This is a genomic window from Halovivax limisalsi (assembly GCF_023093535.1).
GTDB classification, from domain to species: domain Archaea; phylum Halobacteriota; class Halobacteria; order Halobacteriales; family Natrialbaceae; genus Halovivax; species Halovivax limisalsi.
In genome coordinates this window covers 1975374-1996896 of the sequence record NZ_CP095757.1, presented here as the reverse complement: position 1 = coordinate 1996896, position 21523 = coordinate 1975374, and the positions used below count along the sequence as shown (strand labels likewise).

The following is a 21523-nucleotide window of genomic DNA, read 5'->3' as shown; positions in this document are numbered from 1 at the left end:
CGACGCGGGAGCGGTGGCTCGCACCCGGGAGCGACCGGCTACGGACGGCGAATTTATACGGCCACGTCCAGATAGGGGCCCGTATGGAGCTCTCGGTGGTGGTGACGGCGCTGAACGACCGCCCGTCGCTCGTCTCGTGTCTCGACGAGTTGCGCGAGGAGGTACCGACCGGGAGCGAATGCATCGTCGTCAACGGCCCGTCGACGGACGGGACGACGGGAATCGTCCGCGAACGTGCGGACGTCGACGTGCTCGTCGAGATCTCCGAGCGGAGTCGGAGCGTCGCTCGCAACGCCGGTATCGAGGTTGCAACCGGCGAGGCGATCGCGTTCGTCCACCCCGAGTACGCGGTCCAATCGGGCTGGTACGACGCCATCGAGACCGCACTCCAGGCGGAGACGGACGTCATTACCGGACCGGTCAAACGCGATGGGACGGGGTCGGCGCCCGAATCGATCCACATCGCGAAGCGGACGGTGACGCCGTTTACGAGCGGGAACGTCGCCTTCGACGGGGCCGTCCTCGATCGCCTGGACGGATTCGACGAGGCCCTTGAGACCGAAAGCGCCAGCGACTGCGCCCACCGCCTCGCCGCCAACGCCTATACGGTGACCTGGAGTCCGGACATGGCCGTCTCACTCGACGGCGAGCGCTCGAACGGCGACCCGACCTGGGGCGAACGATACTGGGCGCTGGGCTATCGGCTCGCGAAGAACTACGGCCCGCGCCCGACGGTGTTCGCCCGGACGGTCGGGAGCGCCCTCGCGGACGGCTTCGACGACGCCCGCGGGATGGTCCGCGGAGCAGTGGCGCCGACGGCCTGGCTTCGAAACGGAACCGACGTCGTCGTCAACTCGATGACCGGGCTCTCCCACGGGTTTCGCGCACGATACGCCGACCGAACGCCCCGGCGAAATCCCCGCGGCGTATCGAGCCGACACGACCGTGCCGTGCAGATCTACGATCGGCGGGACGCAGCAGAAGCCGCCGGGTCGGGGGACGCGGACGAGGCGGAGGGAACGGACGGGACGGATGCCGAAGCCGACCCGCCTCGCGACGGAGCCGGGCGAGACTCCACCGACTCGCTCGACGCTTCGGCGACCGACGACGAAACTGCGGCCTGAGAGCGGGGTGAAATCGACGCGCGGGCGGGCATTCGATTACTCCTCGTCGCCGTCGCGTTCGTCGAGTTGCGCTTCGATGCCCTCGCGGAACGCCGCCGACTCCTGCAGTTCCCGCCCGAGGGCCCGTTCGTACGCGAGTCCCTGTTCGAGGGGGGTATCGCTGGCGGCGTGCAACGCGCGCTTGGCGTGGTGGAGGGCGCGGGGTGCCTTCGACGTGAGGTCGTCCGCGACGGCCGTCGCCCGATCCTCGACCTGGTCGGTCGGGACGACGTGGTGGACGAGCCCGATCGTCTCGGCCTCCTCCGGGGCGATATACTCGCCGGTGAGGACCAGTTCGGTCGCCTTCGACCGACCGATGAGGCGGGGTAATCGCTGGGTGCCGCCGCCTTGCGGGAAGATCCCGAGGTTCGTCTCGACGAGTCCGTAGGCCGCGTCCGCACCCAGGACGCGCAGGTCACACGCCAGCGTGAGTTCGAACGCCGTTCCGGGCGCCGCTCCCTCGATGCCGGCGATCACCGGCTGTCGAACGCCCTCGATCGTCCGCAACAACTGGGGGAACACCTCGTCCGCGAACGTCGAGACGTTCGAGGCGGCCCTGACCTCCTCGAGGTCGACGCCGGCCGAGAACGCCGGCCCCTCGCCGAGGAGGGTGATGGCGCGGATCTTCTCGTCGGCGCCGACGCGACGGAACGCTTCGGTCAGATCCTTCACGAGGTCGACGGTGAGCGCGTTTCGCTTGCGCGGGCGAGTGAGGCGGACGTCCGCCCGGGGGCCGTCACGATCGATCGCCGCCAGACCGCTCCCGACTGAACGCATAGTAATTTTCTCAGAGCGAGACGACTTAATACTGCCTGCATCCACAGGTGAGCCTGTCGCCGTCGACCGGCAGACGGTCGGATCCTCGAACCGCTGAACGTCGGGTTTCTCGACGGCAGAACGTCGGTCCCGAATCGTCGGAGCGAGCGCCAACGCGGTAGATCGGTCCGGGACGACGTGGCCGGTCAGGACGGGTCGGGGGCGACGGTCTCGACGAGTCGGCTCGCGTTCTTCGAGAACGCCCGCCGCAGGAGGTCCTCGGAGACGTCGAGCGTCAGCACCTCCATTACCGAGACGTTCGGGTGGACGGCGGGGGCCGCGCTGCCGAAGCAGACGCGGTCCGGGTGTTCGAGGAGGGCGCGCTCGAGCAGTTCGCGATAGGAGATGAAGCTCGTATCAAGGTGGCAGTTGTCGTAGCGCTCGAGCAGGTCGATCGACCGAGCCATCGAGGCGCGATCGAGACGGTCGTCGCCGAAGTGACTCACGACGATCGGGAACGACCGCTCGAAGAAGACCTCCGCGAGCGTCTCCGGCGGCGCCGCGCGACTCACGGTCAGACAGACCGGCAGGTCCACGGCCTCGAGCTGATCGAGGACGGCGTCGTCGGGGAGGCCGTCGACGCCCGGGTCGATGACGAACCCGTGAAACCGGTCGTCGTAGGCGTACTGCTCGACGTCGGCGGGGGAGGTGTGGGCCTCCCGACGCGTCGCGAACGCCGAGCGCAAGCGGTTCGTCGCGCCCTGTCCGGGCGGTCGGGGGCCGTTGATGCGCGCGAACGCGACGAACGGCCGGTCGACGCTCAGGCGGGCGACCCCGTTGTTCGCCTGGACGTAACTGGCGTCGGGTCGGGGGATGGGACTGACGATGGCCCGGACGATGCCGGCCTGGTGCATCTCGCGCTCCAGTCGCTCCGGCGAGATGGGCCGCCCCCGATCGCGTTGCCAGGGACCGTCCTCCGGGGTCAACCGGGCGGTCACGTCGACGATGCGAAAGCCGTGCTCCAGCTCCAGCATTCGGTCCACCTTTCGACCGTACCCATATTGGCCTACCGACTTCGAACGGCCCGCCCCGACCGCGACGGGGAAACGACATCCCCCCGTGCCAACGGGTCACAACCACCTGACGGTGGCGGGCCGTAGGGAAACGCTTATATAGAAGTGCTGATGATACAAGTAGTGAGGCTTCAACCATGGCACAACAGCAGCGCATGGGCGGACAACCCATGTTCATTCTCAGCGAGGACAGTCAGCGGACCGAGGGCCGAGACGCCCAGTCGTCGAACATCATGGCCGGGAAGGCCGTCGCCGAGTCCGTCCGGACGACGCTCGGTCCCCGGGGCATGGACAAGATGCTCGTCGACTCGGGCGGCGAGGTCGTCATCACCAACGACGGTGCGACCATCCTCGAGGAGATGGACATCGAGCACCCCGCCGCCCAGATGATCGTCGAGGTCGCCGAGACGCAGGAGGCCGAAGTCGGCGACGGCACGACGACCGCCGCCGTCATCGCCGGCAACCTCCTCGGTGAGGCCGAAGACCTCCTCGATCAGGACGTCCACGCGACGACCATCGTCGAGGGCTACCACGAGGCCGCCCGCATCGCCCTCGAGGCCATCGACGACCAGGTACTGGACGTCGAGGTCGATCACGACCTCCTCGCGGAGGTCGCCGAATCGAGCATGACCGGCAAGGGAACGGGCGGCCTGACGCCCGCCGAACTCGCCGAGACCGTCGTCACCGCCATCGACCACGTCAGCGACGACGACGGCGTCCGACGCGACGACGTCTCCGTCTACACGCAGGTCGGCGCCTCCTCAAGCGCGACGGACCTCGTCGAGGGAATCGTCGTCGACGAGGAGCCCGTCCACGAGACGATGCCCTCGAGCGTCGAGGACGCCGACATCGCCATCCTCGACGTCGCGCTCGAGGTCCGCACGGGCGAGGTCGACGCGGAGTACGCCATCGACTCCATCGACCAGCTCAACGCCGCCCTCGACGCCGAGGAGTCCGAACTGCGCGGCTACGCCGAGGCGATCGCCGACTCCGGCGTCGACGTGGTCTTCACGACCGACGACGTCGACGATCGCGTCGCCTCCTACCTCGCCGGCGAGGACGTTCTCGTCTACGAGGACATCGGCAGCTCCGACGTCAAGTCGATCGCGTCCGCGACTGGCGCCCGCCGCATCGGGACGCTCGACGACCTCGACGCCGAGGACTTCGGCCACGCCGAGCGCATCCGCACCGAGCGCTTCGGCGACGACGACCTGACGTTCATCGAGGGCGGCCAGGCCGCCGAAGCCGTCACCGTCTTCGTCCGCGGCGGCACCGAGCACGTCGTCGACGAACTCGAACGCGCGGTCGGCGACGCGCTCGACGTCGTCGAGACCGCGCGCGAGTCGGGCGAGGTCGTCCCCGGCGCCGGCGCCAGCGAGATCGCGATCGCGGATCGCGTCCGCTCGGAAGCCGCCGGCATCGAGGGGCGCAAGCAGCTGGCCGTCAACGCGTTCGCCGACGCCATCGACGTCATCCCGCGCACGCTCGCATCCAACACCGGACGCGACCCGATCGACTCGCTGGTTGACCTGCGCGCCGCCCACGAGTCCGAGGGCCGCGCCGGTCTGATCACGGACCGCGAGGAGGTCACCATCGACGACCCCGTCGAGTACGGTATCGTAGACCCCGCGGACGTCAAGCGCGAGGCCGTCGAGAGCGCCGCCGAAGCCGCGACGATGATCGCTCGCATCGACGACGTCATCGCCGCCGAGTAACGCCGTCGAGCGTCGCGAGCCGAGCGCTCCCGACGCGATTGCGAGTCATTTTTCGACGATCGGTCGATTCGGCCGCCGTCGAGCCATCCTGGTAGCCGTGCGGTCCCCGAGTAGTCGAGTCCGATAGAGCGTGGTGGGATCGGATGCCGACGTACTCGATCGAGCCGTTCGAAACGATCTCCACGCCCCGACCCCGGTCAACTCAATCGAGCGGGAATCGGCCCGGACGGCTCGACGATCTCCGCGTTCCGCCGCCGAAGACGGCGGCGCCACCCAATAATGTTAAGTGGTAACACGTTACAATTACTGATGGTATGTCCCGCACCGACGATGGGGACGACCGCGTTCGAATCGAGGAGCAAGCGCCTGCGACCCAGGGAGGGAGGGATGCGTTCCACACGATCGTCGACGTGGGCGGTACGAACGATCCGGTCGTCACCGAACTGGTATCGGCCGTAGCCGCGGTGACGGGAACGAATGTAACCCGGCTCGAACCGATCACGAAGACGGTCGATCCCGACGCCCTCGAACGGTTCGTGGCTCACTGGCAGCGAGGCAGTCGAAACCGACCGCCGGCGACGCTGGCGTTCGAATACGAGGGGTGTACGATCGAGGTGCGGGCGGATGGAAGACTGACCGTGGACGCGACCGACTGGCTCGAGGGTGAGCGAGTCTAGCCAAGCGACGGGGCACACGCCCTGCGATAGGTACACACCCCGGCCAGGCGTCGGGAGCGATCAGGGCGCCGTCCCGCGCGGCGCTCAGGATCGTCGGATGCGCACCGAGTCGCCCGTCTCGAGGCCGAACGTCTCGTCGCCGCGGCCGCGGTTGACGTCGAGTTCGAGGTTACCGTGGCTGCCGACGGCGGCGAGGGCGACGCCCGGATCGACCGCGTCGAACGCCTCGACCACCGGAACCCGCCGGGTGTCGACGACGACCGCGTCGGCATCCGCGACGAACGAGCCCGGCACGTTCGTGATGCAGTTCCCGAAGTCGTCGACCGCGAGAACCGAACCGTCCGCGACGGCACCGTCGATCGTCGGTTCGGGCAATTCCATCGAGACGTACTCCGCAGTCGCGGTGAGCGCGTCGGTTCCGCCGAGGGCCTCGAGCGACCGGTCGTGAACGGTGGCGGCCGCCGGAGCGAAGACGTCACGGCCGTGGAACGTCGAACTCTCGGGATTTCCCTCGTCGATTCGGTAGCGCTCGATCGGGCCATCGTCTCCGAGTCGGCGACTGACGGGATCGAGGACGCCGTTGTCGGGGCCGACGAGGACGTGGTCCCCAGCGCGTACGACGAGGGCGGCCCGCTCGGTCCCGACGCCCGGGTCGACGACGACCAGGTGGACGGCCGGCGGGAAGTACGGGAGCGTCTCGCACAGCCAGAACGCGGCCGACCCGACGTCCTGCCGGGGGAGTTCGTGGGAGACGTCGACCAGTCTGGCGTCCGTTCGCGAAGCGATGACGCCCTTCATCGCGGCCGGGTACGGCGAGCCGAAGTCAGAGGTGAGCGTGATCATACGTCGTAGTCCGATCGAGCGCACAAAAGGATCGTCGCCTCGTCTCGAACCGAGCCGCGGACCGATGTCGGTAGAAGGCGACCGACAACTCTCGGAACGCCCGATCGATCGTGCGGAGTCGGCCGGATCGATTACGCGGAGTCGGCCCGCCCGACCAGTTCGCGCGCGCTGTGTCGCCACGTTCGGACGTGTAGCACGTCGAGGTCCAGCGCCGACGCCACCTCGCCGGCGTGCACCGTCGCGAGCCGTTCGGCTGAGACGATCCCGCCCTCCGCCAGTCGGTCGGCGTTGGCCTCGCTGACGCCGGTCACCGCCGTCACTGGCGTCGGCTTCGAATAGGGTCGCTCGTCGGGGCCGTCGACGGTCGAGGGAATCGAGCGCGTGCCCGCGTCGGCGAATCCCTGCCAGTCCTCGTCGGCGCTGGCCGCGACCCAGGCGCGCTCGTCCGCGCCGAGTCCGGAGACGGCCTCCGAGCGACGGTCGAGATCGCCGTCCGTCTCGAACGACCACGGCAGCGAGAACTGTCGCCGGAGTCTGTCGGCCGCTGCCTCCTCGACGCCGGCGTCGAGCAACTGTCGGTAGGAGTACTCCTTATCGACGACGCCGGACGGATCGACGCCGATATCGCCCAGCGCGTCGGGGTCGACGTCGGCCTCGGCCAGTGCCCGTCGCTCCTCGGCCTCCAGCGGGCGCAGCCGGTCGGGACTCCCGTCGACGGCGTTTCGTTCACTCATGCGGCTGATTCAGGTTACTCACCCGTGGGAGTGAGCCACCTTCAACGTTTCTCTCTCGGTACCGTTTCGGCGATCGGTGTCCCCCTGATTGAAAATCAGACTGCTCCGTTCCGTCCGCCACCGAACGGACGACCCCTGTCACACGATCGAAGATTTCGTCACGGCAAATCGTCACCTTAACGACCGAGACCGCGAACGCAGACGTATGGTACGCACGGACATCGACCGCGTCGGCGTCGTCGGCGCGGGAACGATGGGTAGCGGCATCGCGCAGGTCGCCGCGACGAACGGCTACGAGGTCGTCATGCGCGACGTGGCGGCGGAGTACGTCGAGTCCGGGTTCGAGACCATCGACGACAGTCTCGGTCGGCTCGCCGAGCGTGATTCGCTCCCGACGGATCCGTCGACGATCAGGAACCGCATCGAGGGGACGACGGAGCTGGCCGACCTCGCCGACTGCGACCTGGTCGTGGAGGCCGTCCTCGAAGACCTCGACGTCAAACGGGACGTCTTCGCCGACCTCGAAACCCACTGCGACGCAGAGGTCCTCCTCGCGACGAACACGAGCACGCTCTCGATCACCTCGATCGCGTCCGACCTCGACCGGCCGGAGCGCGTCGTCGGCCTGCACTTCATGAATCCCGTTCCGATCATGGAGGGCGTCGAGATCGTCGTCGGCGAGAAGACCGCCGACGAAGCCGCGGGGCTGGCACACGACGTGGCGGACGACCTCGGGAAGACCACCTGGGAATCGGACGACAAACCCGGCTTCGTCACCAACCGCATCCTGATGCCCTGGATCAACGAGGGGATCCGCGCGTTCGACGAAGGGGTCGCGTCGAAGGAAGACATCGACGCCGGGATGGAGCTTGGCACCAACGTCCCGATGGGACCGCTCACGCTCGCCGACCACATCGGCCTCGACGTCTGCCTGCACGCCACCGAAACGCTGTACGAGGAACTCGGCGACCGGTACAAACCCGCCTACCTCTTGAAGCGGAAGGTCGAGGCCGGCGATCTCGGGAAGAAAACCGGCGAGGGCTTTTACTCCTACGACTGAGCGGGATACCCCGATCGGACGATCCGATCGCAGCGACGCGGTCGACCGATCTCCTCGTCGACAGGTGTTCGACCGACGGAGGCGGTTCAGACGGCGGAACCGACCTCAAGGAGACACCGCTTGTGGGTCGGTCCGGAAACCCGCTGAACTAAATTATACCTAAATAAATCGGATAAATATAAATATCTCGATGCCAATGGTGGCCTATGCCCGAGACGTCGCGATCGCCGTCGTGGCCGCTCTCCCTGATCGCGCTGGGGATCGCGGTTCTCGTCGTGGCGAGTGCCGGATCGGCCGTCGCCGCGCCGCCGCCGAAGTCGCTTTGCGGCGTCTGCGGCGATACGCTCCCCGGCGCGACCGACGACGGCACGCTCGAAATCCACGTCGACGAGAGCGGCGATTCCCGGTGGGTCGCGCGCGTGCCGGTCAACGAATCGACCGCCGCGGCGTACCGGGACAACGGGATCGACCTCGTCGTCGACGTCAACGAGCGGTGGAATCGGTACGACGTCGCCGTCGACGACGCGGCGAACATCCAGACTCGCGTCAGTGACGGCACGGTCGTCGTCGAATACACCGTCGAAGACGTGGCCCGCGAGGGGATGGGCGGTGCGTGGATCGTCGAGTACTTCTATCGGGGCGGGACCGGCCACCGATACGAACTCCGCGCGGACGCGGTCACGGTGACCGTCCCCAACGGATCCGTCGTCACGAACCGACCGCCCGACGCGAACGTCGACGGTCGATCGGTCACCTGGACGCAGGAGACGGCCGGCGGGATCGGTGGCCTCTCGTCGAAGACGTATCTCACCTACGGCGACGACGGCGTCGGCGGCCGGATCGCCGCGATGGCGACGGCCGCACGCTCGTTCGGCCCGGCGAAGGTCGCCGACGGGGCGCTCGCGGCCGTCGGTCCGGTGGCCGTCCTCGGCGTGGCGACCGCCGTGCTCGGACTGGCGATCGGGCGATGGGAGCGGCGTCCGGCGTCGATCCGGCGCCTCGCCAGGCGCGTCGGGGCGTCGACCGCCACCGAGCGGATCGTCGACCATCTGCGGGGTCGGGGGGTCGGCGGGCGCGGGCTCGTGCTCGGCGCACTGATCGCCGCCGCCGTCGTCGCCGCGGTCGGCTGGCCGACCGTCGGTTGGCCGACCGGGATCAACGTCGCGGCGTTCGTCCTCGGCGTCGGCCTGTTCGTCCCGTTCGGGTACGTCGTCGGGGCGGGACGACGACCGTGGGGCCCCGGGGTGCTCCTCGCACTGGTCCCGACACTCCCGCTCCTGGCCCACGCGCCGTACGTCTGGCCGGTCGGCGCCGGGATCGTCTTCGTCGGGTGGAGCCTCCTCGTGGTGCTGGTCGGCGCACCGCTCGCGGTCCTCGGGTGGCGATACGGTCGCGCGGACGTGGACGAGGAACCCGACAGCGCGAGCGGGGTGACCACTCGCGTGGCCGAAAACGATTGAGTCGCGATGCAGGAGAGACGGTCGATTCGTCCGTCGCCGCTGGACCGACCGAAGGCTCCGGGCCGCGGCTCAGCCGAGGACGACAGATTCGAGGCCCAGCATGACGATCGGGAGCAGGACCGAGGCGACGAGCTGGCTCAGAATCGACGGCGACATCGGGTAGAGTCGGGTCGCCCGATAATCGTCGTACAGCTGTTGGAGCCGCTGGAGTTCGAGTAACGTCCCGACGTCGTCGACGTCGTGGCCGGGCGTCGCCGCCAGGTCCTGCTGGAGCGCGGTGATCTCGGACCCGAGCGCGTCGAGGTGTTCGACGCGAACCTCGTCGGCGCTCCGATTGACGAGCCAGGTCGGGTAGGCGAACGAGCCCGCGATCACCCCGACGTAGAGGGCGACGGCGAGGTAGATGGGCGATTCGAAGGGCGTCCCCGCCGCGAGCTGGAACGCGAACGGGAGCAAGAGCGCGCCCGTCGAGAGCAGCAGCGTCGTGCGAATCGCGAAGTAGCCGACGGAACTCATGCCGCCCAGTCCGTCGGGGTGATACGGATCGATCGAGAGGATCGTTCGGTCGACGAGCGTCCGGAGGTAACCCACGGTCGTGAGCGCGCCGTGGAAGCCGATTCCGGTCAGCAGCCCGCCCCAGCAGAAAAACGCCGCGACCGCCCAGAACAGCGGGTCACCGACGCCGGCGATGCCCTGGGCCGCGAACGTCGGCAGGCTGACCGCGACCACGCCGAGGAGCAAAATCGTCCAGGGGACCACGACCATCGGATATCGACGCGCGAACCGTCGTTCGTACGTCGCAGCGGTGTCGGCGAGCGCGTCCTCGTCCGCGACGCGCTCGCGCATTCGCCCGGCGAAGCGAGTCAGCACGCGCGCGTCGTAGTACCAGATGAGAACCGGAAAGGCCGTGAGCAGCCCCGCGGTCAGGGCGAACGAGGCCAGGAAGGCGGGCGTCGCGGTGTCGATTAGCCCGGCGAGGACCACGCCCCCCAGCGCCAGCGGCGGCCAGCCCAGCGCGACCGTGCCTGCGACGACAGGTCCGTACGGAAGCCGGTCGGCCGCCGCGTCGACGAACCGACTCAGCCAGATTCGCGAGCCGTCGTACTCGATCGATTCGTCCCCCTCCGACGCGTAGCCCGTCGCCGGGCCGGGCGCCACGCCGTCCAAGGCCGGACGCGTCGCAGTGTCTCGCACCATGGAACCGCCTTTCGAACAGCGGGTGTTGGGTTTTTGGGCCAGTCGGTCCGCTGCCCGGAATCCGAGACGGGAATCCTCGCCGTTCGAGAGGCGACGTCGACGGTCTCGAAGCCGACCACCCGCCGATCCGAACGGGCGGGAACGCCGGGCCGTACTGGCAACGTTCTCCGCGAGGAGGAACACCTAAACCCGGAGAGACGGAATCTGCCCGTATGGATTTTACACTCTCGCCGGAGCAACAACAGATTCGTGATATGGTCGCGACGTTCGTCGACGAGGAGGTCGTCCCGCGCGCGGCCGAGATCGATCACGAGGACGACTTTCCCCGCGATCTCGTCGCCGAGATGGGCGAGCTGGGCCTGATGGGCATGCCGTTCCCGGAGGAGTACGGCGGCGCCGGGCTCGACTATCACGCCTACGCCATCGGGCTCGAAGAGATCTCGCGGGGGTCTGGCGGACTGGGGACCATCGTCGCGGCCCACACCTCCCTCGCCGGCAACATGCTCTACGAGTTCGGGGACGACGCACAGAAGGAAGCGTACCTGACGCCGCTGGCCGAGGGGCGCGACGTCGGCGCCTTCGCCCTCTCGGAACCGGGTGCGGGGAGCGACGTCCCGGCGATGGAGACGACGGCCGAACCGATCGGCGCTGGTGCCGAGGAAGACGAGCCCGAAGCCTACCGGCTGAACGGCGGCAAACTCTGGATCTCGAACGGTTCGGTCGCGGAGACGGTCGTCGTCTTCGCGAAGACCGACCCCGAGGCGGGCAACGAGGGCATCTCCTCCTTCGTCGTCCGTCCCGACGAGGACGACGGCTTCCACGTCGAAGGAACGGAGGACAAGCTCGGCGACAAGGGCTGTCCGACCGCCGAGCTCCGGTTCGACGGCCTCGAGATTCCCGCCGATCGCCGCCTCGGCGAGGAGGGCCGCGGGTTCGTCCACGCGCTGAAGACGCTGAACGGCGGCCGCATCACCATCGCCGCGCGGGGGGTCGGCATCGCGCGAGCCGCGTTCGAGGAGGCCCGCGACTACGCGACCGAGCGCGAACAGTTCGGCCAGCCCATCGGCGAGTTCCAGGCGATCAAGCACAAGCTGGCGGACATGGACACCAAGATCCAGGCCGCGAAACTCCTGATGCACAGGGCGGCGGACAACAAGATCCGCGGCGAGGACTACATCAAGGAAGCCGCCCAGGCGAAACTCTACGCCAGCGAGATCTCGCGAGAGGTGGCCAACGAGGGCATCCAGATCCACGGCGGCTACGGCTACACCAAGGACTTCCCCGCCGAGCGCTTCTACCGCGACGCGAAGCTCAACGAGATCTACGAGGGGACCAGCGAGGTGCTGCGGAACACGATCGGGGATCAGCTGCTGGAGTGACCCCGGCGGTCGCCGCCCCGAAGTCGAATCGACGTTCGAGCGGCGAACATCGCCGCTAGCGTCGTCTGTGTGCCCGGCACACCGATCACGCTCGGGCGGCCGGAGGCGGCTGGAACACGGTCTGCGGAACCTCTCGATCGTGCAGAACCGACCGTCCGGCCCGCGAATCGATTCATCAACACTCATTATCCACGCTGACGAAGTATTCGGAGATGAGCGACCAGTACGACGTGATCGTGGCGGGTGCGGGCCCGGCGGGCGCCCAGTGTGCGCGCGACCTGGCGACGCGGGGGTACGACGTCGTCGTCCTCGAGACCGAGGCCGAAGACGTCTTCCCCAAGACCAGTAACAAGTCCACGGCCGGCACTTTCCCGTCGATGATCACCTCCTTCGGCGTCCCCGACGACGTGGTGATGAACTTCACCGACAAGGTGGTCCTCGAATCCCCCAATCACCACTACACGCGCAACCACCCGGGCGCCGTCCTCGAGTTCGCGGACTTCAAGCGCTGGCTCGTCGAGGCGGGCCGCGAGCAGGGTGCCGAGTACCGCTTCGACGCGCGAGTCACTGCGCCGATCATGGAGAACGGCGAGATCGTCGGCGTCAGGTACGACGGCTCCGAAGAGGTGCGCGCCGATATCACTATCGACGCGACGGGGCCGAGCGCGCCGCTGGCGAAAGCACTCGGCGTGAGCGACCTGCGCCGCGAGAACCACGCGATCGGTATCGAGTACGAGCTGACAGGCGTCGACCTCGACCACCCGGACTTCGGCGACCTGACCGACGCGATGATGCTGCGCCTCGACCACGACCTCGCGCCCGGCGGCTACTCCTGGATCTTTCACACCGGCGCGGACGAGGCGAAGGTCGGCCTCTGCTACATCCAGAACGACAGCCACCGCGAGAACGCCCGCGAGGGCTTCTCGGTCGACGACTACATGGACTACTGGCTGGACCGGGACCCGCGCTTCGCCGACGCCGAGCGAAAGGAGGGAATCCAGCACCGCGGTTCGGCCCACATCCAGATGCCGGATCGGCTCTCGACCGACCGGTTCATGGCCATCGGCGACACGGTCCCGAGCATCGACCCCGTCTGGGGCGAAGGAATCCACAAGGGCATGAAATCCGCCCGCGCGGCCGCGATCACCGTCGAGGCCTGTCTGGACAAGGGGATGACCGACACCAGCGCCGAGCAGATGAGCGTCTACGACCGGCTCTGGCACCGCGACGTCGCACCGAACCAGCGCCGGCGGCTACTGATGACCGAGCTGCTGTACCTGGCCGGGAACGAGCGCTACGATCGCTTCATGGAGGACCTGAACGGGCTCGACGAGCGGACGATGCGGAAACTAAACTCGGGCAACCCGCTGGCGATCGCCAAACTCCTGCACCTCGACGACATCCCCCTGCTCAAGGAGTTCGTCCGCGAGAAGGTGGCCGTCGACCTCGACGGCATCATCCCGAAACCGGTGAACAAGCAGCGGAGCAACGCCTCCGCCGCGTTCGAATTCGAGTAGCGATCGTCGCCGACTCGTCCCCGGCTCCCCGCCACGTTCGGGTTATTCCTCGCTTTCTATCTCCCCGGTCTGGGCCGCGACCCACGCGACGTGGTCTTCGAGTCGACGACGTCCGCCGTCGGTCAGCGCGTACCGGTCGTGGAGTCCCTCGGTCCGTTTCTCGATCAGGCCCGCGTCGACCAGCGCCGAGAGCGAACCGTAGAACGATTTCGGGTCGATGCGCTCGTCGTAGTGCGATTCGAGCGCCGACTTGAGCCCCTGTCCCCGTCGGCCGTCGGTCCCGGCCAGCAGGTAGCAGATGTCCCGTCGCCGCCCGCTCTGGAGCCAGCGTGTCACGCGCCTGTGTCGGCGGGGCGGTCGCACCAGTCTTTCGGTCCGGCCGCTGACGGAGTGGCCCGGTTCGCGAACGTGGGTGGGTCGAACGGGGAGCGGGCCGGCGGAAACCGACAGGTTCCAGTCGACGCGCTCGCGAGTGGAAGCTATGTGCTCGGATCGGTCGAACGGGGGCGACGCGGACCGAACGACTGCGCGCGCCGACGGCGTGGTCGCGACGTATCGAGAGACGTCGGACGAACGGCTGCTCGAGTTCGACGTGGACGGCACGGGCGACACGGCCGCGATCGCCCAGAACGTCGACGGCTACGCGATGCTCGCGGTGCGGACCGCGCCCGACGGTGCCGAACTCGAACGCTACTACGGCCTGGAGATGGCGCTCGACCACGTCGCCGAACGCCTCGGCGTCTCGCCGGGCGCCCTCCCGGTCCCGGACGCGGCCGAAGACATGGGGATGTGACGACCGGGGCCGTTGACGGCGGAACCGGAATACGAGTCGTCCCCGGGACAGGGCGGCGGGGACATCCACCTCACGGCCGATAAAAGCGGGAACCATAATACCCTCGAGCGTAGACATCGTGACGAACCGTGACCGCCGAGGCATTTCCGTCACCGATCCGAACCAGATCGCGCTTTGCCGCCTTGCTCGCAGCGACGTCCCTCGGCGTCTACCTCCTCATCATTATCGGCGCGACGACGTCTGTCACCGACGCCGCCGCGACCTGTACGACCTGGCCGACCTGTGAACCACCGACGAACCCGCTGAGCCAGACGGAACTGGCGATCGCGTGGGCCCACCGACTCGCCGCCATCGTCGTCGGCCTGCTGGTCGTGGCGACGGCAATCGCGGCCTGGCTGGGCGATACGTCCGCACGGGTGCGGTCGACGATGCTCGTGGCCGTCGGGCTCTACGCGCTCCAGATCGGCGTGGGCGCCGTCACGGCGACGGACGGGCCGGACGCGCTCGTTCCGGGGCTGCACCTCGGACTCGGGGTGGCCGTCTTCGGCGCCGTCGTCCTCTCGCTCGCGTGGGATCTCGAGCGCGCGACCGGGAGCGACGACGACGTCGACCGCTCGGTGGCGACCGAGCCGGCCGACCCGCTGGAAGACGCCCCGGAACCGGGGATACATCCGACGCCAGACGACCTCGCCGACCGGATCAAACTGACCGCCACGGCGTACCTCTCGATGACGAAACCGCGCCTGATGTGGTTGCTCTGTCTCGTCGCCGCCGCCGGGATGGCGCTGGCTGCGGGCCCGGCCCTCGACGGCGCCACCGCCGTCGCGACGCTCCTCGGCGGCGTCCTGGCCATCGGGGCCTCGGGGACGTTCAATCACGTCCTCGAACGAGACGTCGACCGCCGGATGAACCGGACGGCCGACCGGCCGCTCGCGACCGATCTCGTCCCGATCAGGAACGCCGTCTGTTTCGGAATCGGGCTGTCGACCGCCTCGATCGCCGTCTTCCTGACGATCAACGGACTCGCGGCGGCGCTCGGGCTGGTCGCCATCCTCTTTTACAGCGTCGTCTACACGCTGGTTCTCAAGCCCAACACCGTCCAGAACACCGTCATCGGCGGCGCGGCGGGCGCGCTGCCGGCGCTCATCGGCTGGGCCGCCGTCACGAACGAGATCGGGCTCCCGGCGCTCGCGCTCGCGGGCGTGATCTTCCTCTGGACGCCCGCACACTTCTACAATCTGGCGCTGGCCTACCGCGAGGATTACGCGCGCGGCGGCTTCCCCATGATGCCCGTCGTTCGCGGCGAGACGGTGACCCGAAAGCACATCGTCTACTACCTCGGAGCGACGCTCGTCGGGGCGGCCGTCCTCGCGTGGCTCTCCGACCTCGGCGTCCTCTTCGCCGCGACGACAGTCGCCTTCGGCGGGGTCTTCCTCTGGGCGGCCGTCGAGTTGCACTTCGCCCGGACGGACCGGGCCGCCCTCCGGTCGTTCCACGCCTCGAACGCCTTCCTGGGGGCCGTCCTCGTCGCGATCCTGATCGACGCGATGGTGCTGGTCTGAGACGGCAATCGGGGAGAATACGATCGCGGGCGGCGATCGGATCAGTCGCGGGCCGCTTCGATCCGCTCGAACTGCTCGTCCGAGAGGTCGAGCGACACCGCGCCGAGGTTCTCCTCCAGCTGGTCGGGGGTGCGCGCGCCGACGATCGGGACGCAGGTGAATCGATCCTGTTCCATCAGCCAGCGCAGCGAGACCTGCGCCGGCGTCGCCCCGACCTCGTCGGCGACGGATTCGACGGCTTCGAGGACGTCCCAGGCGGTCTCCGTGGCGTAGTACTCGCCGAAGCGGTCCTCGAGCGTCGCGCGCGAGCCGTCGGGCGCCTCGACGGAGCCGTCGGCGGCGCGGTCGTACTTGCCGGTGAGGAAGCCGCCGGCCAGCGGCGAGTACGGACAGACTGCGAGGTCCTGGTCGGCGCAGACGTCGAGGTAGTCGCCCACCTCGTCGTAGTGGGCGGCGTTGACCATCGGCTGCGTGACGTCGAAGCGTTCCAGGCCCTCGACGTCGGCGGTCCAGAGCGCCTTGGTGAGCTTCCAGGCCGCGGCCGTCGAGATGCCGAGGTGGTTGACGTTGCCCTCGCGGACGAGATCCGTCAGGACCGACAGCGTCTCGCGGATCGGCGTCTCGTCGTCCCAGCGGTGGATGTAGTACAGATCGAGGTAGTCGGTCCCGAGGCGGTCGAGCGTCCCCTCGATCTGGCGACGGACGTGCTTGCGTCCCAGCCCGGAGTCGTTCGGCCCCGGTTCGCCCCAGCCGTCGAAGGGGAAGTAGACCTTCGAGGCGATGACGAACTCCTCGCGATCGTACTCCTCGAGCCACTCGCCGATCCACGTCTCGCTCGTGCCGTCGGGATCGCCGTAGACGTTTGCCGTGTCGATGAAGTTGATTCCGTTCTCGTAACACGTATCGAGGAGGGCGTGGGCCTCCTCGCGCGTGGTCTCGACGTCGTCGCCGTGCGTCTTTCCGAATCGCCAGGTGCCGAAGCACAGTCGGGAGACGGTGGTGCCCGTCTCGCCGAGGGTGGTGTACTCCATAGTACGTCGCCGTTCGGCCGCGGCCGGCAAAACAGGTGGGGTCCCGGAAGCGGTCGACGGAAAGCACTCGCCCGAAGGCCGATCGGTTAGTCCTCGGTCACCGACCGCCCCCAGTCGAGTGAGTGTCCGACTTCGATCCCGCGCTCCGCCGTCCACTCGTAGTTCACTTCGAGGACGTACTGGCCGCGCCCGGGATACCGCATCGACTCGCCGTCCTCGTCCGGGCCGGGTGCCGGTGCGTGGTGGATGGCCGTGATTTGTCCGTCGGCGTCGGCGTAGACGATGTCGATCCCGAAGTCCATCTCGCGCATGACGAACGTCCGATCGGCGACCGAATCGTAGACGAAGAGCATCCCGCGGTCCTCGGGAAGCGACTCCGTGTCGCTCAACCCCAGATAGCGGAGGTCGCGCGTGTCCGCGATGGCGGCCGTGACCGAGCCGAGTTCAATTCCATCATCGTCGGTGACGACGACCTCGGTCGTCTCGTACCCGGCGTGGATCTCCGGCTCTGTCGATCCGCCGTCGGTCGATTCGTTGCTCGAACCGTCGTCCCCGTCGCCATCGGCGCTCGAGTCGTTCGCAGGTCCCGGATCCGCTGCATCGATATCCTCTGGGCCGCCAGGGCCGTCCCCGGGCCACTCGATTCCACCCGCGCAGCCGGCAAGCGTCGAGCTGGCGACCGTCCCGCCGAGCGCGAGGAGTACCCGACGTCGGTTCGCCGAGAACCAGCCGTCAGACATACGACCGAACGCACGCCGTCACGGTCGATAAACCATTGGTGTCGTCGCGACCAGTGACGATTAGTATTCATAGTAACCGGTAACACGACCGGCGAGACCAAAGCAAGTGTCGGCCTGCGCGCCCGAGCAAACCTACCATTTCAGGCGAGTTCGCCGGCCAGTTCGTCCTCGAAGAACTCGAAGAACGCCGCCTGGTCGGGCCCGATCTGGTGGAAGTAGACGTGGTCGTAGCCGGCGTCGACGGCCGTCTCGAACGACTCGATCCAGGGTTCGGGATCGGGATCGGTGAGCGTCGCCGACTCGGCGACGGCTTCGGGTTCGACCATCGAGGCGACCTGCTCGAAGTGACGCGGACTCGGCAACTCCTGGCCGAGTTCGCCGGGGAGCGATCCGTTGGGCCAGATCTCGGTGACCGTCTCGACGGCCTCGTCCTCGGACTCGGCGTAACAGCCGTGGAGTTGCGTGTAGCGCGGCCCCTCGCCGCCGGCCCCCTCGTAGGCGTCGACGACCGCGTCCCGCGGACCGGAACACCACAGGCCGTCGCCGTGGTCGGCCGCCCACTCGGCGGTCTGCGGGCCGAACGCGCTCACGATCGTCGTCGGCTGGTCCTCCGGTGCGGTGAACAGTTTGGCGTTCTCGACGGTGTAGTGCTCGCCGCGGTGACTCGTATTCTCGCCCGTCCAGAGCGACCGCATGACGTCCATCGCCTCCTCGAGCAGTTCGAGCCTGACCTCGTGCTCCGGCCAGCGCTCGCCGACGACGTGTTCGTTCAGGTTCTCGCCGGTCCCCACGCCGAAGGTGAACCGATCGCCGCACATGACGTCGATCGTCGCGACCGCCTGCGCGACGTTGACCGGGTGGATGCGGATCGTCGGGCAGGTGACGCCGACGCCGATCTCGATCCGGTCGGTGGCCGTCGCGACGCCGCCGAGGGTCGACCAGACGAACGGCGATTCGCCCTGGGCAGTCACCCACGGGTGGAAGTGATCCGAGATCGAGACGAAGTCGAAGCCCGCCGCTTCGGCGCGCCGGGCGTACTCGACGAGCTCGGTCGGTCCGTGTTCCTCGCTCGAGAGCGTGTATCCGACGTCCACCATACCAGTGGCCGGACCATCCCCAGGTGCATATCGATTGGGCCTGCGAACCCGACGCACGGACGACGTCGGTCGCGACTCCGATCCCGGGCGTAAACGCGACCAGCAACGAGCCCGCCCGCTGGCGCCGAGACGACCGAAACCGAACGCCTTACCCGGGCTGGCTCGCTACTGGCGAGACATGGATCCGGTCGTATCCGCCGACGGCGTCGCCAAGCGCTACGGGGAGACGGTCGCCCTCGACGGCGTCTCGCTCTCGATCGCGACCGGCGAGGTCTTCGGCCTGATCGGCCCCAACGGCGCCGGCAAGACGACGCTCGTCCGATCGCTCACGGGGACCGTCGAGCCCGACGCCGGGACGGTTCGGCTGTTCGGTTCGACGCCGGAATCGGTGGACCCGACGGCGATCGGCGTCCTCCCGCAGGCGTTCTCGCCGCCGGCCCGACTCACGGTCGACGAACTCGTCCGCTACTACGCCTCGCTCTACCCCGATTCGCGCGACCCGGACGCGGTCGTCGACGCGGTGGGACTCGGCGATTCGACCGACACCTGGTACGAGAACCTCTCCGGCGGCCAGCAGCGCCGCCTCTGCGTCGGGACGACGCTGCTCAACGACCCCGACCTCCTCGTCCTCGACGAGCCGACGACGGGCATCGATCCGGCCGGGCGGCGGACGATCTGGGAGTTGATCGAATCGCTCGCCGAGCGAGGGACGGCCGTCCTCCTGACGACCCACGACATGGCCGAGGCCGAACGCCTCGCCGATCGCGTCGGCCTCCTGGCGGACGGGCGACTCCTCGACGTCGGCACGCCCGCGACGCTCGTCGACGACCACACCGAGGGCGCGTCCGTGCGGATCGAAATTCCGGACATCGCGCCGGCGCGGGCGAGCGAGGAGGACGAGGGGGCCCCGGACCCGTCGTCGATCGCGGCGTCGATCGAAGACCGGGTCGTCCGGCCGGTCACCGCGCGCGCGGGAGCGCTCACCGTCCACGACGTCGAAGCGACGGCGATCGGATCGATCGTCGAGACCCTCGAGTCGCTCGAGGTCAGGTACACGGAACTCGACTGGGCGGAACCCGGCCTGGAGGAGGTCTACCTGGCGCTCTTGGACGATCCGACCGATGCGGGTGCGTGGGCGGCCGACGGACGAGACACCGCGCCGGCACCTGACGGCACCGACACAACGGACGACAGCGTCACGGTGGACACGGCAGCGGGAGGTGAGCGTCGATGACGGACACCGCCGACGCCGTCGGCGCACGTCTGCGTCGCATTCGCGGCGAGGCCGACGCCGGCTGGCGCGCGTTCGTCCGCCGGCGGACGGCCGTCTTCTTCACGTTCTTCTTCCCGGCGATCATCGTGATCATCTTCGGTGCGCTGGTGGGCACCGACCCGACCGGCGGCGGCCTCTTCGCCGAACCCGCGGGCTACTACGTCGCGGGCTACGTCGCCGTCGTGGTCCTCTTTACGCCGCTCTCGCGGATGAGCAGCGAGGTCGCCCGTCACCGCGAGGGGAATCGGTTCGAACGGCTGGCGACGACGCCGCTGCGTCGGTCGGAGTGGCTGGCGGCCCAGACGATCGTCAACGCCGGGATCATCACGATCGCCGCCGGGCTCATCCTGGCGCTCGTCGTCGCGCTCACCGGCGCCTCGGTGTCGCTCCACCCGCTCGTCCTCGGGTACGTCCTCGTCGGCGTCGTCGGGTTCTGCGGGGTCGGGGCCATGCTCGGCAGTTACACCGGCTCGCGCGACGGCGCGGTCGCGGCGAGCAACGCGATCGGGCTGCCGCTGCTGTTCCTCTCGGAGACGTTCGTCGCGCTCGCCCAGCTCCCGGCGTGGTTCGAACCCGTCGTCGCCCTCTCGCCGCTCACCTACTTCGCCCGCGGCGTCAGAGTCGTGACGTACGACGAGACAGCCCACGGCGCGGTCGCCGGCCTCGACCCGGCGATCGGCAATCTGCTCGTCCTCGCCGCGTTCGCCGTCCTCGCGTTCTGGCTCGGCGCGCGATCCATCCCGCGAACCGAGTCCTGACGGCACGGCGTTGGCTGGCGCTCGAATCGATAGCGAAATCGCGTTCTATTCCGGGATATCGATCGGCCAACTACGCCGGAATCGGGGTCGCGAGCGCGAACGTGTAGTCGAAGACGTGGTTGAGCATGACGTAGGTGACCACCCCGAGCCCGAGACTGACGATCCACGAAGCGGCGGCGATCCGGCCGACGCGTGCGTGGGCGGTGTCCCGAAGTTCCGCCGGCGTGTGCGTCAGGCCGAGCAGGAGCGCGTAGAGGACGACCGGCACCGCGACGATCGAGAGGACGATGTGAACCGCCAGCATGAGCAAGTAGGCGTAGTAGTACGGATCGGGGCCGACGAACTCCTTGGTCCCACCGCCGCCGACTTTGAGCAGGTAGACGACGAGGAAGAGCAGTATCGTCGTGAACGCGCTCATCATCGCCCTGCGGTGGGCGTCCACCCGGCCGCGTCGGATCAGGTACCAGCCCGCCACGAGCAGGATCGTCGTCGTGGCGTTTATGACGGCGATCGCGTGAGTCATGAGATTCACCTGCGCCTGGGAGAGGTCCGGATAGATCGGGACGTCGAGGAGGAAGGTTCCGATCACGAGCGCGTAGCCGACGATCGTCAGGCCGATCGTCGCGCGTTCGGGTTTGCGTCGAATCGCTGCCTGCGCCTCGGCGACTGCCATTGGCGAGGCTTTCGACTCCAGC

General features: G+C 68.4%; 20 protein-coding genes and 1 pseudogene. 11 read left to right on the top strand and 10 right to left on the bottom strand.

Annotated features, from left to right (window positions below):
* Window positions 1–83 precede the first annotated feature (83 nt).
* Window positions 84–971: pseudogene (locus tag MXA07_RS09135) on the top strand (glycosyltransferase family 2 protein); the annotation flags it as partial.
* Window positions 972–1160: 189 nt separating this feature from the next.
* On the opposite strand, the gene MXA07_RS09130 reads toward MXA07_RS09135, so the two are convergent.
* Together MXA07_RS09130 and MXA07_RS09125 are read right to left on the bottom strand one after the other, a co-directional pair.
* Window positions 1161–1940 carry an enoyl-CoA hydratase/isomerase family protein gene (locus MXA07_RS09130; protein ID WP_247728296.1) on the bottom strand — a complete coding sequence of 260 codons (780 nt, stop codon included), beginning with the start codon at window positions 1938–1940 and terminating at the stop codon, window positions 1161–1163.
* Window positions 1941–2125: 185 nt separating this feature from the next.
* Window positions 2126–2953, bottom strand: coding sequence for an amidohydrolase family protein (locus MXA07_RS09125; protein ID WP_247728295.1), 828 nt, complete (start codon window positions 2951–2953; stop codon window positions 2126–2128).
* A 209-nt stretch (window positions 2954–3162) separates the two neighbouring features.
* Here MXA07_RS09125 and thsA point away from each other — a divergent pair, with 209 nt between their 5' ends.
* Together thsA and MXA07_RS09115 are read left to right on the top strand one after the other, a co-directional pair.
* Entirely contained in the window at window positions 3163–4707 is a 1545-nt protein-coding gene (gene thsA / locus MXA07_RS09120; RefSeq protein ID WP_247731731.1) for a thermosome subunit alpha, read from the top strand.
* 314 nt (window positions 4708–5021) lie between these two features.
* Window positions 5022–5384: a HalOD1 output domain-containing protein gene (locus MXA07_RS09115; protein ID WP_247728294.1), complete on the top strand. Its 363-nt coding sequence runs from the start codon at window positions 5022–5024 to the stop codon at window positions 5382–5384.
* Between the two features lie 84 nt (window positions 5385–5468).
* Here MXA07_RS09115 and MXA07_RS09110 read toward each other — a convergent pair whose 3' ends face one another.
* Together MXA07_RS09110 and MXA07_RS09105 are read right to left on the bottom strand one after the other, a co-directional pair.
* Complete coding sequence (locus MXA07_RS09110; protein ID WP_247728293.1) at window positions 5469–6227, bottom strand: SAM hydrolase/SAM-dependent halogenase family protein; 759 nt, start codon at window positions 6225–6227, stop codon at window positions 5469–5471.
* Window positions 6228–6358: 131 nt separating this feature from the next.
* Window positions 6359–6961, bottom strand: a complete 603-nt coding sequence (locus MXA07_RS09105; RefSeq protein ID WP_247728292.1) for a hypothetical protein — start codon at window positions 6959–6961, stop codon at window positions 6359–6361.
* A gap of 205 nt (window positions 6962–7166) precedes the next feature.
* Here MXA07_RS09105 and MXA07_RS09100 point away from each other — a divergent pair, with 205 nt between their 5' ends.
* Window positions 7167–8021, top strand: a complete 855-nt coding sequence (locus MXA07_RS09100; RefSeq protein ID WP_247728291.1) for a 3-hydroxyacyl-CoA dehydrogenase family protein — start codon at window positions 7167–7169, stop codon at window positions 8019–8021.
* Window positions 8022–8227: 206 nt separating this feature from the next.
* On the top strand, window positions 8228–9481 hold the full coding sequence (locus MXA07_RS09095; protein ID WP_247728290.1) for an NADH-quinone oxidoreductase subunit J: 1254 nt from the start codon (window positions 8228–8230) through the stop codon (window positions 9479–9481).
* A 69-nt stretch (window positions 9482–9550) separates the two neighbouring features.
* Here the strand turns inward: MXA07_RS09095 and MXA07_RS09090 are convergent, their stop codons facing one another.
* A complete protein-coding gene (locus MXA07_RS09090) occupies window positions 9551–10678 on the bottom strand; it encodes a hypothetical protein (protein WP_247728289.1) in 1128 nt (375 codons plus the stop codon).
* A 212-nt stretch (window positions 10679–10890) separates the two neighbouring features.
* Here MXA07_RS09090 and MXA07_RS09085 point away from each other — a divergent pair, with 212 nt between their 5' ends.
* Window positions 10891–12057, top strand: a complete 1167-nt coding sequence (locus MXA07_RS09085; protein WP_247728288.1) for an acyl-CoA dehydrogenase family protein — start codon at window positions 10891–10893, stop codon at window positions 12055–12057.
* A gap of 212 nt (window positions 12058–12269) precedes the next feature.
* Window positions 12270–13574, top strand: coding sequence for a digeranylgeranylglycerophospholipid reductase (locus tag MXA07_RS09080; RefSeq protein ID WP_247728287.1), 1305 nt, complete (start codon window positions 12270–12272; stop codon window positions 13572–13574).
* 42 nt (window positions 13575–13616) lie between these two features.
* Here MXA07_RS09080 and MXA07_RS09075 read toward each other — a convergent pair whose 3' ends face one another.
* Window positions 13617–13910: a PadR family transcriptional regulator gene (locus MXA07_RS09075; RefSeq protein ID WP_247728286.1), complete on the bottom strand. Its 294-nt coding sequence runs from the start codon at window positions 13908–13910 to the stop codon at window positions 13617–13619.
* 145 nt (window positions 13911–14055) lie between these two features.
* Between MXA07_RS09075 and MXA07_RS09070 the strand changes: the two genes are divergently transcribed.
* Window positions 14056–14367 (top strand): DUF7111 family protein, encoded by a 312-nt coding sequence (locus tag MXA07_RS09070; RefSeq protein WP_247728285.1) that lies wholly within the window; start codon window positions 14056–14058, stop codon window positions 14365–14367.
* A gap of 128 nt (window positions 14368–14495) precedes the next feature.
* Window positions 14496–15929, top strand: a complete 1434-nt coding sequence (locus MXA07_RS09065) for a heme o synthase (protein WP_247728284.1) — start codon at window positions 14496–14498, stop codon at window positions 15927–15929.
* Window positions 15930–15970: 41 nt separating this feature from the next.
* Here MXA07_RS09065 and MXA07_RS09060 read toward each other — a convergent pair whose 3' ends face one another.
* From MXA07_RS09060 to MXA07_RS09050, 3 genes are all read right to left on the bottom strand, one after another.
* The gene (locus MXA07_RS09060; protein ID WP_247728283.1) at window positions 15971–16960 is read right to left on the bottom strand and encodes an aldo/keto reductase; all 990 of its coding nucleotides are present in this window, start codon (window positions 16958–16960) and stop codon (window positions 15971–15973) included.
* 86 nt (window positions 16961–17046) lie between these two features.
* Window positions 17047–17700, bottom strand: coding sequence for a DUF192 domain-containing protein (locus MXA07_RS09055; protein WP_247728282.1), 654 nt, complete (start codon window positions 17698–17700; stop codon window positions 17047–17049).
* 140 nt (window positions 17701–17840) lie between these two features.
* Entirely contained in the window at window positions 17841–18797 is a 957-nt protein-coding gene (locus tag MXA07_RS09050; protein ID WP_247728281.1) for a TIGR03557 family F420-dependent LLM class oxidoreductase, read from the bottom strand.
* Between the two features lie 178 nt (window positions 18798–18975).
* On the opposite strand from MXA07_RS09050, the gene MXA07_RS09045 reads away from it, so the two are divergent.
* A complete protein-coding gene (locus MXA07_RS09045; protein WP_247728280.1) occupies window positions 18976–20031 on the top strand; it encodes an ABC transporter ATP-binding protein in 1056 nt (351 codons plus the stop codon).
* Complete coding sequence (locus MXA07_RS09040) at window positions 20028–20828, top strand: ABC transporter permease (RefSeq protein ID WP_247728279.1); 801 nt, start codon at window positions 20028–20030, stop codon at window positions 20826–20828. The genes MXA07_RS09045 and MXA07_RS09040 overlap by 4 nt, the downstream gene beginning before the upstream one ends.
* A 70-nt stretch (window positions 20829–20898) precedes the next feature.
* On the opposite strand, the gene MXA07_RS09035 is transcribed toward MXA07_RS09040, so the two are convergent.
* Window positions 20899–21501, bottom strand: a complete 603-nt coding sequence (locus MXA07_RS09035; protein ID WP_247728278.1) for a DUF420 domain-containing protein — start codon at window positions 21499–21501, stop codon at window positions 20899–20901.
* Window positions 21502–21523 lie beyond the last annotated feature (22 nt).

Bases quoted from the DNA above. Each gene is read 5' to 3' on its own strand.
- MXA07_RS09130 (WP_247728296.1), bottom strand. From the start codon at position 1,940: ATGCGTTCAGTCGGGAGCGGTCTGGCGGCGATCGATCGTGACGGCCCC.
- MXA07_RS09125 (WP_247728295.1), bottom strand. From the start codon at position 2,953: ATGCTGGAGCTGGAGCACGGCTTTCGCATCGTCGACGTGACCGCCCGG.
- thsA (WP_247731731.1), top strand. From the start codon at position 3,163: ATGTTCATTCTCAGCGAGGACAGTCAGCGGACCGAGGGCCGAGACGCC.
- MXA07_RS09115 (WP_247728294.1), top strand. From the start codon at position 5,022: ATGTCCCGCACCGACGATGGGGACGACCGCGTTCGAATCGAGGAGCAA.
- MXA07_RS09110 (WP_247728293.1), bottom strand. From the start codon at position 6,227: ATGATCACGCTCACCTCTGACTTCGGCTCGCCGTACCCGGCCGCGATG.
- MXA07_RS09105 (WP_247728292.1), bottom strand. From the start codon at position 6,961: ATGAGTGAACGAAACGCCGTCGACGGGAGTCCCGACCGGCTGCGCCCG.
- MXA07_RS09100 (WP_247728291.1), top strand. From the start codon at position 7,167: ATGGTACGCACGGACATCGACCGCGTCGGCGTCGTCGGCGCGGGAACG.
- MXA07_RS09095 (WP_247728290.1), top strand. From the start codon at position 8,228: ATGCCCGAGACGTCGCGATCGCCGTCGTGGCCGCTCTCCCTGATCGCG.
- MXA07_RS09090 (WP_247728289.1), bottom strand. From the start codon at position 10,678: ATGGTGCGAGACACTGCGACGCGTCCGGCCTTGGACGGCGTGGCGCCC.
- MXA07_RS09085 (WP_247728288.1), top strand. From the start codon at position 10,891: ATGGATTTTACACTCTCGCCGGAGCAACAACAGATTCGTGATATGGTC.
- MXA07_RS09080 (WP_247728287.1), top strand. From the start codon at position 12,270: ATGAGCGACCAGTACGACGTGATCGTGGCGGGTGCGGGCCCGGCGGGC.
- MXA07_RS09070 (WP_247728285.1), top strand. From the start codon at position 14,056: ATGTGCTCGGATCGGTCGAACGGGGGCGACGCGGACCGAACGACTGCG.
- MXA07_RS09060 (WP_247728283.1), bottom strand. From the start codon at position 16,960: ATGGAGTACACCACCCTCGGCGAGACGGGCACCACCGTCTCCCGACTG.
- MXA07_RS09055 (WP_247728282.1), bottom strand. From the start codon at position 17,700: ATGTCTGACGGCTGGTTCTCGGCGAACCGACGTCGGGTACTCCTCGCG.
- MXA07_RS09050 (WP_247728281.1), bottom strand. From the start codon at position 18,797: ATGGTGGACGTCGGATACACGCTCTCGAGCGAGGAACACGGACCGACC.
- MXA07_RS09045 (WP_247728280.1), top strand. From the start codon at position 18,976: ATGGATCCGGTCGTATCCGCCGACGGCGTCGCCAAGCGCTACGGGGAG.
- MXA07_RS09040 (WP_247728279.1), top strand. From the start codon at position 20,028: ATGACGGACACCGCCGACGCCGTCGGCGCACGTCTGCGTCGCATTCGC.
- MXA07_RS09035 (WP_247728278.1), bottom strand. From the start codon at position 21,501: ATGGCAGTCGCCGAGGCGCAGGCAGCGATTCGACGCAAACCCGAACGC.